General features: G+C 64.7%; 12 protein-coding genes. All 12 read left to right on the forward strand.

Annotated elements, in window-relative coordinates; genetic code table 11:
• Entirely contained in the window at positions 1 to 1,059 is a 1,059-nt protein-coding gene (rfbB, locus tag OU419_RS26795; RefSeq protein ID WP_254475164.1) for a dTDP-glucose 4,6-dehydratase, read from the forward strand.
• The gene (gene rfbD / locus OU419_RS26800; RefSeq protein WP_254475166.1) at positions 1,056 to 1,961 is read left to right on the forward strand and encodes a dTDP-4-dehydrorhamnose reductase; all 906 of its coding nucleotides are present in this window, start codon (positions 1,056 to 1,058) and stop codon (positions 1,959 to 1,961) included. Before rfbB ends, rfbD begins: the two co-directional genes overlap by 4 nt.
• Positions 1,958 to 2,839 (forward strand): glucose-1-phosphate thymidylyltransferase RfbA, encoded by an 882-nt coding sequence (gene rfbA / locus OU419_RS26805; protein ID WP_254475168.1) that lies wholly within the window; start codon positions 1,958 to 1,960, stop codon positions 2,837 to 2,839. The genes rfbD and rfbA overlap by 4 nt, the downstream gene beginning before the upstream one ends.
• The gene (gene rfbC / locus OU419_RS26810) at positions 2,839 to 3,384 is read left to right on the forward strand and encodes a dTDP-4-dehydrorhamnose 3,5-epimerase (protein ID WP_254475170.1); all 546 of its coding nucleotides are present in this window, start codon (positions 2,839 to 2,841) and stop codon (positions 3,382 to 3,384) included. Before rfbA ends, rfbC begins: the two co-directional genes overlap by 1 nt.
• 57 nt (positions 3,385 to 3,441) lie before the next feature.
• Positions 3,442 to 7,410, forward strand: a complete 3,969-nt coding sequence (locus OU419_RS26815; RefSeq protein ID WP_254475172.1) for a rhamnan synthesis F family protein — start codon at positions 3,442 to 3,444, stop codon at positions 7,408 to 7,410.
• A 27-nt stretch (positions 7,411 to 7,437) separates the two neighbouring features.
• Positions 7,438 to 8,040 (forward strand): adenylyl-sulfate kinase, encoded by a 603-nt coding sequence (cysC, locus tag OU419_RS26820; protein WP_254475175.1) that lies wholly within the window; start codon positions 7,438 to 7,440, stop codon positions 8,038 to 8,040.
• A 36-nt stretch (positions 8,041 to 8,076) separates the two neighbouring features.
• On the forward strand, positions 8,077 to 9,888 hold the full coding sequence (locus tag OU419_RS26825; protein ID WP_254475177.1) for a sensor histidine kinase: 1,812 nt from the start codon (positions 8,077 to 8,079) through the stop codon (positions 9,886 to 9,888).
• Positions 9,885 to 11,276 carry a two-component system response regulator DctD gene (dctD, locus tag OU419_RS26830; RefSeq protein ID WP_254475179.1) on the forward strand — a complete coding sequence of 464 codons (1,392 nt, stop codon included), beginning with the start codon at positions 9,885 to 9,887 and terminating at the stop codon, positions 11,274 to 11,276. The genes OU419_RS26825 and dctD overlap by 4 nt, the downstream gene beginning before the upstream one ends.
• Before the next feature lie 593 nt (positions 11,277 to 11,869).
• Positions 11,870 to 13,318, forward strand: coding sequence for an arginine-ornithine antiporter (gene arcD / locus OU419_RS26835; RefSeq protein WP_254475181.1), 1,449 nt, complete (start codon positions 11,870 to 11,872; stop codon positions 13,316 to 13,318).
• Positions 13,319 to 13,334: 16 nt separating this feature from the next.
• Positions 13,335 to 14,591: an arginine deiminase gene (gene arcA / locus OU419_RS26840; RefSeq protein ID WP_254475183.1), complete on the forward strand. Its 1,257-nt coding sequence runs from the start codon at positions 13,335 to 13,337 to the stop codon at positions 14,589 to 14,591.
• A 140-nt stretch (positions 14,592 to 14,731) separates the two neighbouring features.
• Positions 14,732 to 15,742 (forward strand): ornithine carbamoyltransferase, encoded by a 1,011-nt coding sequence (locus OU419_RS26845; protein ID WP_254475185.1) that lies wholly within the window; start codon positions 14,732 to 14,734, stop codon positions 15,740 to 15,742.
• A 72-nt stretch (positions 15,743 to 15,814) separates the two neighbouring features.
• The gene (gene arcC, locus OU419_RS26850) at positions 15,815 to 16,747 is read left to right on the forward strand and encodes a carbamate kinase (RefSeq protein WP_254475187.1); all 933 of its coding nucleotides are present in this window, start codon (positions 15,815 to 15,817) and stop codon (positions 16,745 to 16,747) included.
• The last annotated feature ends 221 nt before the right edge of the window (positions 16,748 to 16,968 follow it).

A 16,968-nucleotide genomic window follows, 5' to 3' on the forward strand; every position in this document is an offset into this window, starting at 1 on the left:
ATGACGATCCTGGTTACCGGAAGCGCCGGATTCATCGGCTCCAACTTCGTACTCGACTGGCTCGGCGAGCGTGACGAACCCGTGGTCAGCCTCGACAAGCTGACCTACGCCGGCAACCGTGCAAACCTGGCCGACCTCGACGAGGACGCGCGCCACACCTTCGTCCACGGCGACATCGGCGATACCCAACTGGTCGCTCGCCTGCTGGAGCAGCACCAGCCACGCGCCGTGCTGAACTTCGCCGCCGAATCCCACGTGGATCGCTCCATCCTCGGCCCTGAAGACTTCATCCAGACCAACGTGGTGGGTACATTCCACCTGCTGGAAGCCGTGCGCGTCCACTGGAATGCGCTGGATGATGCCCGCAAGAAAGAGTTCCGCTTCCTGCACGTTTCCACCGATGAGGTCTATGGCTCGCTGGAAGCCAACGCGCCGGCCTTCACCGAACACCACCCATACCAGCCCAACAGCCCGTATTCGGCATCCAAGGCCGCGTCCGACCACCTGGTCCGCGCCTATCACCACACCTACGGATTGCCGGTACTGACCACCAACTGCTCGAACAACTACGGCCCTTACCACTTCCCGGAAAAACTGATCCCGCTGGTCATCCGCAACGCTCTTGCCGGCGAAGCGCTGCCCATCTACGGTGACGGCCAGCAGATCCGCGACTGGCTGTACGTCAAGGATCACTGCAGCGCCATTCGCCGCGTGCTGGAAGCGGGCCAACCGGGCGAGACCTACAACGTCGGCGGCTGGAACGAAAAGTCCAACCTGAGCGTCGTCCACCATATCTGCGACACACTCGACCGCGAGGCGCCGCGCGCGGACGGCAAGAGCTACCGGGAGCAGATCCGCTTCGTCAAGGACCGCCCCGGCCACGACCGTCGCTACGCCATCGACGCCACGCGCCTGGAGCGGGAGCTGGGCTGGAAGCCGGCGGAAACCTTCGAGACCGGCATCGCCAAGACCGTCCGCTGGTACCTGGACAACCAGGACTGGGTCGAAAACGTCGCCAGCGGCGCCTACCGCGACTGGCTGAGTACGCAATACGCATGACCGATATCCTGATTCTCGGCGCCAACGGCCAGGTCGGCTGGGAGTTGCAGCGCGCCCTGGCCCCGCTGGGCCGCCTGATCATCTGCGACCGCCAGCGCGGCGACCTGGAAGACCTGAACGGCTTGCGCGCGCTGGTGAACAGTGCGCGCCCGGCGATCATCGTCAACGCAGCCGCCTACACCGCGGTGGACAAGGCCGAAGCCGACGTCGACCGCGCACGGCGGGTGAATGCCGAAGCCGTCGGCCTGCTGGCCAGGCTTGCCGCAGACCTCGACGCCTGGCTGGTGCACTACTCCACCGACTACGTCTTCGATGGCAGCGGTGACCGCCCGTTCACCGAAGACGCCCCCTGCGGCCCGCTGAACGCCTACGGCCACACCAAGCTCGAAGGCGAGCAGGCCATCCGCCGCAGCGGCTGCCGCCACCTGATCTTCCGTACCAGTTGGGTCTACACGGCACGTGGCGCCAACTTCGCCAGGACCATGCTGCGCCTGGCCGCCGACCGCGACGAACTGCGCGTCGTCGCCGATCAGGTCGGTGCACCGACCAGCGCCGAGCTGATCGCCGACGTCACCGCCCAGGCCCTCGGGCAACTGCGTCTGCGTGCCGACTCAGCGTCGCTGGCAGGTACCTACCACCTGTCGGCCAGCGGCGAAACCAGTTGGCACGGCTACGCCCGTTTCGTGATCGAACAGGCCGCACGCATGGGCTGGCCGCTGCGAACGCTGCCGGAGCGGGTACTGCCGATCAGCACTGACGAGTACCCGCTGCCGGCACCGCGCCCACGCAACTCAAGGCTCGATACGCGCAAACTGCAGGCAGCCTTCGGCCTGACCCTGCCCGCCTGGGAATTCCACGTTCAACGAATGCTGATCGAGCTGACAGGAGAAAGACACGCATGAAGCGCAAGGGCATCATCCTTGCCGGTGGCGCGGGAACCCGGCTGCACCCAGCCACATTGTCGGTCTCCAAGCAACTGCTACCGGTCTACGACAAGCCGATGATCTACTACCCGCTCAGCACCCTGATGCTGGCGGGCATCCGGGAAATCCTGATCATCTCCACCCCCCAGGATATTCCGCGTTTCCAGCAACTGCTGGGCAACGGCAACCAGTGGGGCATCGAGCTGCAGTACGCCGTGCAGGCTTCGCCCGACGGGCTGGCCCAGGCGTTTCTGATTGGCGAGGAGTTCCTCGGCGACGGCCTCAGCGCCCTGGTGCTGGGTGACAACATCTACCACGGCCACGACTTCCAGGAACTGCTGACCAGCGCCATGCGGCGCGAAAGCGGCGCCAGCGTATTCGCCTACCACGTACACGATCCCGAGCGTTACGGCGTGGTCGAGTTCGATGAACGCGGCAAGGCCATCAGCCTGGAAGAAAAGCCAGCGAAGCCCAAGTCCAACTACGCGGTCACCGGGCTGTACTTCTACGACCAGCGCGTCATCGAGATAGCCAGGAGCATCCGCCCCTCCGCGCGCGGCGAGCTGGAGATCACCGACGTCAACCGCATCTACCTTGAACAGGACGAGCTGTCGGTAGAGATCATGGGCCGCGGCTATGCCTGGCTGGATACCGGAACCCACGAGTCTCTGCTCGAAGCCAGCCAGTTCATCGCCACGCTGGAAAACCGCCAGGGACTCAAGGTCGCCTGCCCGGAAGAAATCGCCTTCCGTCAGGGCTGGATCAGCCCCGACGACCTGCAACGACTGGCCGCGCCGCTGTCCAAGAGCGGCTATGGCCTTTACCTCCAACGCCTTCTGACGCAAACGGTTTACTGATGAAAGTCACCCCGCTGGCCATCCCCGACGTTCTCGTGATCGAACCCCAGGTCTTCGGCGACAGCCGTGGCTTCTTCTACGAAAGCTACAACCAGCGGAAATTCGAGCAGGCCATTGGCCGCCGGGCCGAGTTCGTGCAGGACAACCACTCGCGCTCGGCTCGTGGCGTGCTGCGCGGCCTGCATTACCAGATCCGCCAGGCCCAGGGGAAGCTCGTGCGCGTGGTCCAGGGCGAGGTCTTCGACATCGCCGTCGACCTGCGTCGCAGCTCGCCGACCTTCGGCCGCTGGGCAGGCCAGGTTCTCAGCGCAGAGAACAAGCTGCAGATGTGGATTCCCGAGGGCTTCGCCCACGGCTTCCTGGTGCTCAGCGAAACCGCCGAGTTCCTCTACAAGACCACCGACTTCTGGGCGCCGGAGCACGAACGCTGCATCGCCTGGAACGACCCTGAACTGGCCATCGAGTGGCCTCTGGACGGCGAGCCCTCGCTGTCCGGCAAGGACCGGGACGGCAAGAGCCTGGCGGACGCCGAACTCTTCGACTGACAGTCCCGCTCCCGCAGCACAATAACGACAAGAAATCACGTAGTACGGAGAGTTCCAGTGCAACACCGGCGAAAGGTGGTGATCGTCCTTGGCATGCACCGCAGTGGCACCAGTGCCATCACGCGCGGCCTGCTGGCCCTGAATGTCGACCTGGGAGAAAACCTCACCCCGGCGGTCGAGGGCAACAACGACAAGGGTTTCTGGGAAGACCGGGAAGTCGTCGCGATCAACGACCTGCTGCTCGAACAGATCGGCGCCAGTTGGGACTCCCTTGCACTGCTCGATGAACGCCTGCTCGACCCCGCGCTCGCGCCCGAACTGCAGGAGCGCGCCACGGCCTATCTCGAAGCGCACTTCCTGCATTCGCCCCTGCTGGGCCTGAAGGACCCGCGCATCTCGCGCCTGCTACCGTTCTGGCAGCGCGTGCTGCAACGCATGGAGGCTGACGCCGCATACGTCATCTGCGTGCGCCACCCGCTGAGCGTCGCCCAGTCCCTTTCTACCCGCGACGATTTCTGCCCCGCCAAGAGCCTGGAGCTCTGGTTGCAGCACAGCCTGGACAGCGTGCTCTATACCGCCGGCGCCACCCGCACCGTACTGAGCTTCGAAAACCTGATGGGCGACCCGGAAGGTCAACTGATGCGCCTCGCGCGGCAGCTCGATCTGCAACCCGCCTCGCGCGAGCGGCTGGACGAATACCTCCACGACTTCCTCGACGAGGGACTGCAACACGGTCGCCACTCGCCGGACGATCCGGAGCTGGCAGAACAGGCGCCAGCCGACCTCATCGCACTGTATCGCCTGCTGCTCGAAGCCGCCGCCGACCAGCGCTGCCTGGACGATACCGATACCCGGAAGCGGCTCGACGCGCTACGCGCCAGCCTGCTCGCCCAGCGCGAGACACTGGAACTGATGCACCGCAACGACCGCCACGCCGTCGAGCGCCACGAAAGACTCGCCGCGCAGTTGGTCGAACAGGTCGAAAGCCTGCGCTACTTCGTCGCCGAACTCAGCGCCAGCCAGCAGCACGTCAAGCGCCTGGAAGCAGAGCTGGAAGCAAGCCAGCTCGCCCTGGGCAATGCCCGCGACGCCATCCAGGAAATCCACTCCTCCGCCTCCTGGATGCTGACCAAGCCCGTGCGTTTCACCAGCCGACTGTTCAGCGGCAAACACCGCGAGGCGCTGATAAGCCTGCGCAACTATGGCGTCCAGCTTGGCCGCAACGCCTACTGGCGCCTGCCGCCCAGCTACCGCGCGCCCATGCTGAAACTGATCTACCGGCACATGGGATTCGCCTTCCGCGGCGTCCCGCACTACGAGCAATGGCGCAACCTCGGCCGCCAGCCGCTGGGCGCGGGCCAGAGCGCACCGGAGCTGGTGGTGCTGGGCAACGTGCCGCCCTGCGCCAGCCCGGAAGGCCGCATAGCCATCCACCTGCACCTGTTCTACGGCGACCTGGCCGGCGAATTCGCCGACCATCTGCGCAACATGCCGTATGCCTACGACCTGTTCGTCTCGGTGTGTGACGCCGATGCCGCCGCCGTGGCGCAGCGCACGTTCGCCCAGTTGCCGCAATGCGGCGCCGTGCGCATCGAGCAGGTCGAGAACCGTGGGCGAGACATCGCCCCATTCTTCTGCACCTTCGGCAGTGCGCTGCGCGAGTACACCTATCTGCTGCACCTGCACAGCAAGAAGTCGCTCTACAACAACGGCGCCACCCTCGGCTGGCGCGAATACCTGTGCGGCGCGCTGCTCGGCCAGCCGGAACACATCCGCTCGATCTTCACCCTGCTCGACAGCGAAGGCTGTGGCATCGTCTACCCGCAGAATTACGACGGCCTGCCCTACATGGCCAACACCTGGCTGGCCAATGCCGCACGCGGGCGCACCTGGGCGCAGCGGCTGGGCTTGGGCGGGCAGATTCCCGGCGGCTACTTCCACTATCCGGCCGGCAGCATGTTCTGGGCCCGCAGCGATGCCCTCAAGCCGCTGTTCGACGCCAACCTGCAGCTCGAAGACTTCGAACCCGAGGCCGGCCAGCGGGACGGTACGCTGGCCCACTGCCTGGAGCGCCTGCTGACCCTGAGCAGCCAGGCACAGGAACTGCCCATCGCCATCCTCCGCGATCCGCAGGCCCATGCCTGGTCGCCGTGGGGCTTCCATCACTACCTGTCGCGCAGCCACGAGCATCTGCGCCAGAGCATCGCGGCGGCGGACATCAAGGCAGTCGCTTTCGATATCTTCGACACCCTGCTGGTGCGCCCGATGGTCAACGCCGAGACCACCAAGCGTCTGGTCGCACAGCAGGCTGGCGCCACGCTCGGCAGCGTCTATCTCGACTACCGCGCCACCGCCGAAGGCCGTGCCCGTGAGCGCACCGGCAGCGATGTGGGCCTGGACCAGATCTATGCCGAACTGCAACGCCTGACCGGCCTCAGCGTCGACGAAACCCGCCAACTGCGCGAGCTGGAAGAGCGTATCGAGCTGGCCAGCGTCACTGCCCGGCCGGAAGGCGTCGCCCTGCTGCAACAGGCACTGGTACTGGGCAAGCCGGTCCTGCTGATCAGCGACATGTTCCTGCCGCGCGCCTGCATCGAGCAGATGCTGCGGGACAACGGCATTCCCCGCTGGACAGCCCTCTACCTGTCCAACGAAGTCGGCGTGCGCAAGGACCAGGGCGACCTCTATACCCATGTTCTGCGGGACCAGCAGCTCGAACCCCAGGCTCTGCTGATGATCGGCGACAACGAGCGCTCCGACTTCCAGATTCCCGACAACCTGGGCATCCGCACCCTGCACCTGCTGCGCGCTACCGAACTGGCGCGGGGCCTGCCCAAGTTCCGCCCGCTGGTAGAGGAGGTGGAGCGCCACAAAGAGCTCGACCACGAACTGGCGCTCGGCCTGCTGCTGCGCCGCAACTTCGCGCCGATCACCTACGCCGGCGTGAACGTCCGCGCCCTGACTCAGGACTCCGCGGCGCTGCTGGGCTACAACGTCCTCGGCCCGCTGCTGGCGAGCTTCGTCGACTGGCTGCGCCACGCGGCCCAGCGCGACGGTATCGGCGAGCTGCATTTCCTCTCGCGCGAAGGCAAGATCCTCAAGGCGGCCTACGACCTGTGGTGCGACGGCGCGAACGATGCCCCGCCCTCCCGTTACCTGGTGCTGTCCCGTCGCGCCGCGACGATGGCACGCCTGTCCGGCTTCGACGATATCCAGCGCCTGGCCCGTCCCACCTACTTCGGCAACACCCTGGAGAACTTCCTCGAATCGCGCTTTGGCTACATCCTCACGGCGGCGCGGCGCCAGCAACTGATCGACGCCGGCCAATGGCGCACCGACCAGCAGGTCGAAGTCATCGATGGCGACATCCGCGCGCTGCGCCCGGTGCTCGACGCCCTGCAGGCGGAACTGCTGGAGCAGGCGAACGACGAGCGCCCGGCGATGCTGGCCTACCTGAGGCAAACCGGCCTTCCCGAAATGGCGGCCGACAGCGTCGCGGTAGTGGACGTTGGCTACTCCGGCACCATACAGGCACAGCTCAGCGGCCTGCTGGAGCGGCCGATACACGGCTACTACCTGATCACCGACAAGGAGATCGGCCAGGCCCTCGACCCGATTGGCGCCCGCGCCCAGGGCTGCTTCGTCGACAGGGGCACACGCCTGCAGCCCGGCGCCGAGCTGTACCGCCAGAGCTTCCAACTGGAAAAACTGCTCAGCGCCGACGAAACCCAACTGGCCCGCTACGAGCTGGACGCCGCCGGGCAAGCGATTGGTCGATTCCTGTCGCAAACCGAAGCGGAAGTCAGCGCCTGTGCCATGCGCCGGACGATTCAGCAGGCAGCACTGGAGTATGTTGTCGATGCCCGTACGCTACGCGAGCGCCTGCACCCCGGTCTGCGTCCGCCGCGGGAACTGGCCCAGCGGATCTGGGCACTGTTCGTCGAGCAACCCAGCCTCGCCGAGGACGAAATCCTGCAGTGCCTGACGCTGGATGACCATTACTGCGGCCGCGGCTATGTCAGCTGAGCCGCCCATCGCCTACAGGAAGCTCCCATGACCACCGACCGCAACATCCGCTGGCACGCAGGCCGCCTGAGCATCGCAGAGCGCGCCTCCCGGCTGCGGCAGCAGCCCGCCACGCTCTGGCTCACCGGCCTGAGCGGTTCGGGCAAATCGACGCTCGCCTTTGCCCTGGAATACGCCCTGCACGAGCTTGGCTATTCCGCCGTCGTGCTGGACGGCGACAACGTACGCCACGGGCTGTGCAAGGACCTGGGCTTTTCCCACGAGGACCGAACCGAGAACATCCGGCGCGTGGCCGAAGTCGCGCACCTGATGAACGACGCCGGGCTGATCGTCATCACCTCCTTCATCTCCCCGTTCCGCCAGGACCGCGAACAGGCCCGCGCGATCATCGGCGAACAGCGCTTCCGTGAAATCCACCTCAGCACCACCCTGAAGGTCTGCGAGCAACGCGATCCCAAGGGCCTGTACAAGAAGGCCCGCGCGGGAACACTGCCCGAATTCACCGGCATCAGCTCGCCTTACGAGGAACCGCTGGCGCCATTCGAGAGCATCGACACCGACCGCCTGAGCCTTGAGGAAAGTGTGGCGCGGCTGATGAACCTGCTCGAACTGCAGCCCATCGAGCGCTGATCGGTGTAGCATCCACGGCGGATACGACCGCACGCGATGTACGCCACCTTGAACCATTACCTGACCCGCTGGCGTTCGCTGGCCATCCTGGCGCTCCTGCTCGCACCGCTATTGTGGCCGCTGCACCACTTCGCGGAGCGCTACTACAGCGAGCAGATCGCCGGACAGAACCAGCAGACCCTCGACCTCTACGTCGCCAACCTGCTCGGCACCCTGCGCCGCTATGAAGACCTGCCGCCGATCCTCGGCGAGCTGCCCACCCTGCGCGCCGCACTTCAATCCCCCACCGACCGGGCCCTGCAAAGCGCCGCCAACCTGGAACTGGCGCGCATCCGCGGGCGCACCGGCGCCGACGTCATCTACCTGATGAGCCCGGACGGGCTGACCCGCGCCGCCTCCAACTGGGATCAGGAAGACAGTTTCGTCGGCCGCAACTTCTCATTCCGCCCCTATTACAAGGAAGCGATGCAGGGCCGGCCCGCGCGCTTCTTCGGCCTGGGCACCACCTCCAAGCGGCGAGGCTACTTCTTCGCCAGTGAAGTGCGCGACGGCACGCGGCTGCTCGGCGTACTGGTAGTGAAGGTCGACCTGGAGCACATGGAACAATTGTGGGGCAACACCCCCGACCAGTTGCTGGTGATGGACGGCAACGGCGTTGTCATCCTCTCCTCCAACAACGCCTGGCGCTTCCACAGCAGCCGCGAACTGTCGCCGGCCAAGCAGCGCGAGATCGCAGAGAACATCCCCTACCCGATCCTGCAGCCCAAGCCGCTGAAGATCGACCAGCGCCGCTGGCTCAGCCAGAGCCGCGAACTGCCCGAGACTGGCTGGACCGTCAGCATCTATACCCCGCGCGTTCAGGTGGACAACCCCGTGCGCAGCGTCGTGATCATCGGCGCTGCCACGCTGGTGGCGATGCTCCTGCTGCTCTCGCTGCTGACCATCAGCCGCCGCCACTACCTGGAACGCATCGCCCTGGAGGCGCAAGCCAAGCACGAACTGGAAATCCGGGTACTGGAACGAACCCGCGAACTCGAAGACGCGAATGCCCGCCTGCAGCAGGAAGTCAGCAACCGCGAACAGGCCCAGCGCGAACTGATGCACGCCCAGGACGAAGTCGTGCAGGCCGGCAAGCTGACCGCCCTGGGCACCATGTCCGCCAGCATCAGCCACGAACTCAACCAGCCGCTCGCGGCGATCCGCAGCTATGCCGACAATGCCCGGGTGCTGCTCGATCACGAACGTCTCGACGATGCCCGCGGCAACCTGGTGCAGATCAGCGAGCTCACCGGCCGCATGGCCTCGATCATCGGCCACCTCAAGGCTTACGCGCGCGGCGCGCGGCGGGCACCGGAGAACGTCGCGCTGCAACCGGCGCTCAACGACTCCCTCGCCCTGGTGGCTTCGCGGCGCCAGGCCATGCAGGTCGAACTGCTGCGCGACCTGCCCGATGCCGACATCTGGGTCCAGGCCGGCGAAACGCGCCTGCGGCAGATCCTCGCCAACCTGCTGGCCAATGCCCTCGACGCCCTCAGCGAAAAGGCGCCGCCCCGGCGCATCTGGCTCATCGCCAGCCAGACCCCGGAGCGCGTGATCCTCTCCCTGCGCGACAACGGCCCCGGCTTCTCCGACGAAGCGCTGGCCCATGCCCGCGAACCCTTCTTCACCACCAAGACCAGCGCCAAGGGGCTGGGACTGGGGCTGGCGATCTGCGACACGCTGCTGCGCGCGCTGGGCGGGCACCTCGAACTGGGTAACCACCCCGAAGGCGGCGCTCTCGTACAATTGCACCTGTTGCCGGGCCTTCCCGGCGTGACTTCGACGCCGCAGGAGGAAACCCGCGCATGAGTTCGGCAGCGCCGTTCGACCCCACCACCCAGGTGCTCCTGATCGATGACGATCCACACCTGCGCCAGGCGCTATGCCAGACCCTCGACCTGGCCGGCTTCAAGGTCGTCGCCCTGGCCGACGCCCGCCAGCTCGACACGCAGCAGGCACTGGACTGGCCCGGCGTCATCGTCAGCGATATCCGCATGCCCGGCATCGACGGCCTGCAACTGCTCGAGCAAGTGCACGGCGTGGACTCCGGGCTGCCGGTGATCCTGGTCACCGGCCACGGCGACGTGCCGCTGGCGGTCAAGGCCATGCGCTCGGGCGCCTATGACTTCCTGGAAAAACCCTTTCCCAGCGACGCCCTGCTCGACAGCGTGCGCCGCGCTCTCGACGTGCGCCGGCTGGTGCTGGAAAACCGCAGCCTGCGCCTGGCACTGTCCGAACAGAAGGAGCTGCGCGGCCGCCTGCTCGGCCAGTCCGCGCCCATGCAGCGCCTGCAGCAGCAGGTGGCATCGCTGGCCGCCATCCAGGCCGACGTTCTGGTACTGGGCGAGACCGGTTCGGGCAAGGAAGTGGTCGCCCGCGCATTGCACGACCTTTCCAGCCGCCGCAATGGCCCCTTCGTCGCCATCAACGCCGGCGCGCTTGCCGAGTCGGTGGTGGAGAGCGAGCTGTTCGGCCATGAACAGGGCGCCTTCACCGGAGCGCAGAAGCGGCGCATCGGCAAGTTCGAGTACGCCAACGGCGGCACACTGTTCCTCGACGAGATCGAGAGCATGAGCCTGGATATCCAGGTGAAGCTGCTGCGCCTGTTGCAGGAGCGCACGGTGGAACGCCTGGGGTCCAACCAGCTCATCGCGCTGGACATCCGCATCATCGCGGCGACCAAGGAAGACCTGCGCCTGGCCTCCGACGAAGGCCGCTTCCGCGCCGACCTCTATTACCGCCTCAACGTCGCCAGTTTGCGAATTCCACCGCTGCGCGAACGCGGCGACGACATTCTCCTGCTGTTCCAGCACTTCGCCGAACGCGGCGCCCAGCGCCACGGTCTGACACCGCGCCCGCTGGATTCCGCGCAGCGCGCGCAGTTGCTGGCCCACGGCTGGCCCGGCAACGTGCGCGAACTGCAGAACGCGGCCGAACGCTACGCGCTGGGGCTGGACCTTGGCCTGGACGAGAGCCGCTCGCTGGCAATGCCGACGGCCACGGGAGGCGGGCTGAACGAACAGGTCGAAGCCTTCGAGCGCTCGCTGATCGCCGCCGAGATGGCGCGCCCCCACGGCTCGCTGCGCAGTCTCTCCGAAGCGCTCGGCGTGCCGCGCAAGACATTGCACGACAAGCTGCGCAAGCATGGCCTGCTGTTCTCCGGTGGCGGGAATCCCGCCGACGATAGCGATGGATGAGCAAGAATCCGCCGAAGCATTGAAAGGTTCGTGAGAGGAAACACTGCCCGAATGCGGGTGCGGCAGCCTGACGCAGGCTGGCACGCCGCTTGCTCCTGTCTGACCGGCGCGCCTTGCGCACCTTCGTACCACGCCAGTTCGTGGTACGCCCAGCGGGCCACGAACCCGCTGGAGTCCTTCGGCCTCAATGCCATCTGGCGCCTTCGGCGCATCGCCGGGCGCAGCGATCCTGCCCCGGCCAATCCCTCTTCCTGATCGCCTCCGGCCGTGCGCCGGAGCACGCTCCGCACCTGCCGGCCACGTCCCGCCACCGACACTTGCTGCGGAAGGAAAACTGCCGCTTTCCGGCCAATCCAGCGGCGCAACGGAGCGCGTGCCACGAAGCCGTCACGCCACCGCGATCAAACTTTCACTAAATCCTCTCTAAATCGGGCGTTATTGGAAAACTCCTTCTATCTTTTCAGCGGGGCGAGCGGTGGTTGGAGTACCGCTCAAAACATTGGATAGCAAGCTATTGACCTGAATCAGGTAGCGACCCTGACAGCCAGCGCCTAATAGCTACACTCTCCAACTTCCTATAGGGAGATTCTTAAATGTCGCAAGAAAGCAGCCAAAAACTACGACTCGGCGCGCTGACAGCACTGGTCGTTGGATCCATGATCGGCGGGGGTATCTTCTCCCTGCCACAAAACATGGCCGCCAGTGCAGACGTCGGCGCCATTCTCATCGGCTGGGCCATCACCGCGGTCGGTATGCTGACGCTGGCATTCGTCTTCCAGACCCTGGCCAACCGCAAACCCGAGCTTGACGGCGGTGTGTACGCATACGCCAAGGCAGGTTTCGGCGACTACATGGGCTTCTCCTCGGCCTGGGGTTACTGGATCAGCGCCTGGCTCGGCAACGTAGGCTACTTCCTGCTTCTCTTCAGCACCCTGGGCTACTTCTTCCCGATCTTCGGCAAGGGCGACACGCTGGCCGCGATCATCGGGGCGTCGGTATTGCTCTGGGCATTGCACTTCCTGGTACTGCGCGGGATCAAGGAGGCGGCGTTCATCAACACCATCACCACCGTCGCCAAGGTCGTGCCGCTGTTCCTGTTCATCCTGATCTGCCTGTTCGCCTTCAAACTGGACATCTTCACCGCCGACATCTGGGGCAAGAGCAACCCGGAACTGGGCAGCGTGATGAACCAGGTGCGCAACATGATGCTGGTCACCGTCTGGGTGTTCATCGGCATCGAAGGCGCGAGCATCTTCTCCTCCCGTGCGGAAAAACGTTCTGACGTCGGCAAGGCCACCGTCATCGGTTTCATCACCGTCCTGCTGTTGCTGGTACTGGTGAACGTTCTGTCGATGGGCGTGATGACTCAACCGGAACTGGCCAAGCTGCAGAACCCGTCGATGGCCCTGGTACTGGAGCACATCGTCGGTCACTGGGGTGCGGTACTGATCAGCGTCGGTCTGCTGATCTCCCTGCTGGGTGCCCTGCTCTCCTGGGTACTGCTGTGCGCCGAGATCATGTTCGCAGCGGCCAAGGACCACACCATGCCGGAGTTCCTCCGCAGGGAGAACGCCAACCAGGTGCCGGCCAACGCACTGTGGCTGACCAACATCTGCGTACAGGTCTTCCTGGTGATCACCTTCTTCACCTCGGGCAGCTCCGACGGGATGGACCCGTACACCAAGATGCTGCTGCTGGCGACCTCGATGATCCTGGTCCCCTACTTCTGGTCCGCCGCCTACGGCCTGCTGCTGGCAGTCAAGGGCGAGACCTACGAGAAGGATCCGGGCGACCGCAGCAAAGACCTGATCATCGCCGGCATCTCCGTCATCTACGCCATCTGGCTGATCTACGCGGGTGGTCTGAAATACCTGCTGCTGTCGGCGCTGCTGTATGCGCCGGGGGTAATCCTCTTCGCCATCGCGAAACGTGAAGTGGGCCAACCCATCTTCACCAATGTCGAGAAGCTGATTTTCGCGGCCGTTGCAATCGGGTTCCTGATCGCAGCCTACGGCCTCTACGACGGCTTCCTCTCTCTGTAACTCCTGGAGACATCTCATGAGCACGGAAAAAACCAAACTTGGCGTCCATTCTGAAGCTGGCAAATTGCGCAAAGTGATGGTCTGCTCGCCCGGACTCGCCCACCAACGCCTGACCCCGAGCAACTGCGACGAGTTGCTGTTCGACGACGTGATCTGGGTGAACCAGGCCAAGCGTGACCATTTCGATTTCGTCACCAAGATGCGCGAGCGTGGCATCGACGTTCTGGAAATGCACAACCTGCTGACCGAGACCGTCCAGAACCCCGAGGCCCTGAAGTGGATCCTCGATCGCAAGATCACCGCCGACAGCGTTGGCCTGGGCCTGACCGAAGAGCTGCGTGGCTGGCTGGAAAGCCTGGAGCCGCGCAAGCTGGCCGAGTTCCTGATCGGCGGCGTAACCGCTGACGATATCCCGGAAAGCGAAGGCTCCAAGGCGCTGAAGATGTATCGCGACTACCTGGGCCACTCCAGCTTCCTGCTGCCGCCGCTGCCCAACACCCAGTTCACCCGTGACACCACCTGCTGGATCTACGGCGGCGTGACTCTGAACCCGATGTACTGGCCGGCGCGACGTCAGGAAACCCTGCTGACCACCGCGATCTACAAGTTCCACCCGGAATTCACCAACGCCGAATTCGAAATCTGGTACGGCGATCCGGACAAGGACCACGGCATGTCAACCCTGGAAGGTGGCGACGTCATGCCCATCGGCAACGGTGTCGTCCTGATCGGCATGGGTGAGCGTACTTCCCGCCAGGCCATCGGCCAGGTCGCCCAGAACCTGTTCGCCAAAGGCGCTGCCGAGCGAGTCGTGGTTGCCGGCCTGCCCAAGTCCCGCGCCGCGATGCACCTGGACACCGTGTTCAGCTTCTGCGACCGCGACCTGGTGACCGTCTTCCCGGAAGTGGTCAAAGAGATCGTTCCGTTCTCCCTGCGCCCGGACGGGAAGAGCCCCTACGGCATCAGCGTCCATCGCGAAGACAAAGACTTCATCAGCGTCGTCGCCGAATCCCTGAACCTGAAGAAACTGCGCGTCGTGGAAACCGGCGGCAACAGCTTCGCCGCCGAGCGTGAGCAGTGGGACGACGGCAACAACGTGGTCTGCCTGGAGCCGGGCGTGGTGGTCGGTTACGACCGCAACACCTACACCAACACCCTGCTGCGCAAGGCCGGCGTGGAAGTCATCACCATCAGCGCCGGTGAGCTGGGCCGGGGCCGTGGCGGCGGCCACTGCATGACCTGCCCGATCATCCGCGACCCGATCGACTACTGATGCTCCAGGTCTAAAGAACGCAACCAACCCCAACAGAGCGCAACCCAACTCACGAGGCGGCCCGAAGCCGGGCCGCTCGCCCCGCCAGCCACGAGCTGTACTGACGAGGCCGAGATTTCCATCCCACAAGGAGAAAGAACATGGCTTTCAACATGCACAACCGCAACCTGCTCAGCCTGATGCACCACAGCACCCGCGAGTTGCGCTATCTGCTCGACCTGTCCCGCGACCTCAAGCGCGCCAAGTACACCGGCACCGAGCAGCAACATCTGAAAGGCAACAACATCGCTCTGATCTTCGAAAAGACCTCGACCCGTACCCGTTGCGCCTTCGAAGTCGCCGCCTATGACCAAGGCGCGAACGTTACCTACATCGACCCGAACTCCTCGCAGATCGGCCACAAGGAGAGCATGAAGGACACCGCCCGAGTGCTCGGCCGCATGTACGACGCCATCGAATACCGTGGCTTCAAGCAGGAAATCGTCGAGGAACTGGCCAAGTACGCCGGCGTTCCGGTGTTCAACGGCCTGACCGACGAGTACCACCCGACCCAGATGCTGGCAGACGTGCTGACCATGCGTGAGCACAGCGACAAGCCGCTGCACGACATCGCCTACGCCTACCTGGGCGACGCCCGCAACAACATGGGTAACTCCCTGCTGCTGATCGGCGCCAAGCTGGGTATGGATGTACGTATCGCCGCGCCGAAGGAACTGTGGCCGACCGACGAACACGTCGCCGCCTGCAAGAAGTTCGCTGAAGAGAGCGGTGCCCGCATCACCATCACCGAAGACCCGAAAGAAGCCGTGAAGGGCGTGGACTTCATCCACACCGACGTCTGGGTATCGATGGGTGAGCCGGTGGAAGCCTGGGGCGAGCGCATCAAGGAACTGCTGCCCTATCAGGTCAACATGGCCATGATCAAGGCCGCTGGCAACCCGCGCGTGAAGTTCATGCACTGCCTGCCGGCGTTCCACAACAGCGAAACCAAGGTAGGCAAGCAGATCGCCGAACAGTATCCGAACCTGAAGAACGGCATCGAGGTCACCGAGGACGTCTTCGAGTCCCCGTACAACATCGCCTTCGAGCAAGCGGAAAACCGCATGCACACCATCAAGGCCATCCTCGTTTCGACCCTCGCCGACATGTAATGCCGCGCCGCGCCCGGACCACGACTCGTTCGTCGGTCCGGGCGCGTTTCCACTCTTTCGGAGGAATTGAATATGCGTATCGTCGTCGCATTGGGCGGCAATGCCCTGCTGCGTCGTGGCGAGCCCATGACTGCCGACAACCAGCGCACCAACGTACGGATCGCTGCCGAGCAGATCGCCAAGGTCGCCCCCGGCAACGAACTGGTGATCGCTCACGGCAACGGCCCGCAGGTCGGCCTGCTGGCCCTGCAGGGCGCCGCCTATGAAAAGGTCGCACCCTACCCGCTCGACGTTCTCGGCGCTGAAACCGAGGGCATGATCGGCTACATGATCGAACAGGAAATGGGCAACCTGCTGCCGTTCGAAGTGCCGTTCGCCACCATCCTCACCCAGGTCGAAGTCGATTCGAAGGACCCGGCCTTCCAGAACCCGACCAAGCCCATCGGCCCGGTCTATTCCAAGGAAGAGGCCGAAAGCCTCGCCAAGGAAAAAGGCTGGAGCATTGCGCCCGACGGCGACAAGTTCCGCCGCGTCGTGGCCAGCCCGCGTCCGAAGCGCATCTTCGAGATCCGCCCGGTCAAGTGGCTGCTGGAGAAGGGCACCATCGTCATCTGCGCAGGCGGCGGCGGCATCCCGACCATGTATGACGAGTCGGGCAAGAAACTCTCCGGCGTCGAAGCGGTGATCGACAAGGACCTCTGCTCCTCGCTGCTGGCCCAGGAACTGTCTGCCGACATCCTGATCATCGCCACCGACGTGGACGCCGCCTACATCGACTGGGGCAAGCCGACCCAGAAAGCCATCGCCCAGGCGCACCCGGACGAACTGGAGCGCCTCGGTTTCGCCGCAGGCTCGATGGGACCGAAGGTCATGGCAGCCATCGAATTCGCCCGTAACACCGGCAAAGATGCCGTCATCGGCTCGCTGGAAAACATCGTGGCGATTACCCAGGGCAAGTCCGGCACCCGCGTCAGCACCAAGAAAGCCGGTATCGAATACCGTTGATTCATGCCCGCAATACCCCGGGAGCCGCTCAAGGCTCCCGGTTTCTCTCTCAGGTTTTCGCCCTATCCAACTGAAATTCGTCGCCTTCTTCCGCCAATTCCTGGCGCAAGCGTGACTCGGCAGTCATCATCCTCGTCAGCTAAAGCATTCGAATCACGTAAGCCACCGCCTGGCTTTGTGCCGGCGGGCCGCCCCCGCATGGGCTTGAACCGCCCGCACGC

The sequence above is a fragment of the Pseudomonas triclosanedens genome, assembly GCF_026686735.1.
Taxonomy (GTDB): Bacteria; Pseudomonadota; Gammaproteobacteria; order Pseudomonadales; family Pseudomonadaceae; genus Pseudomonas; species Pseudomonas triclosanedens.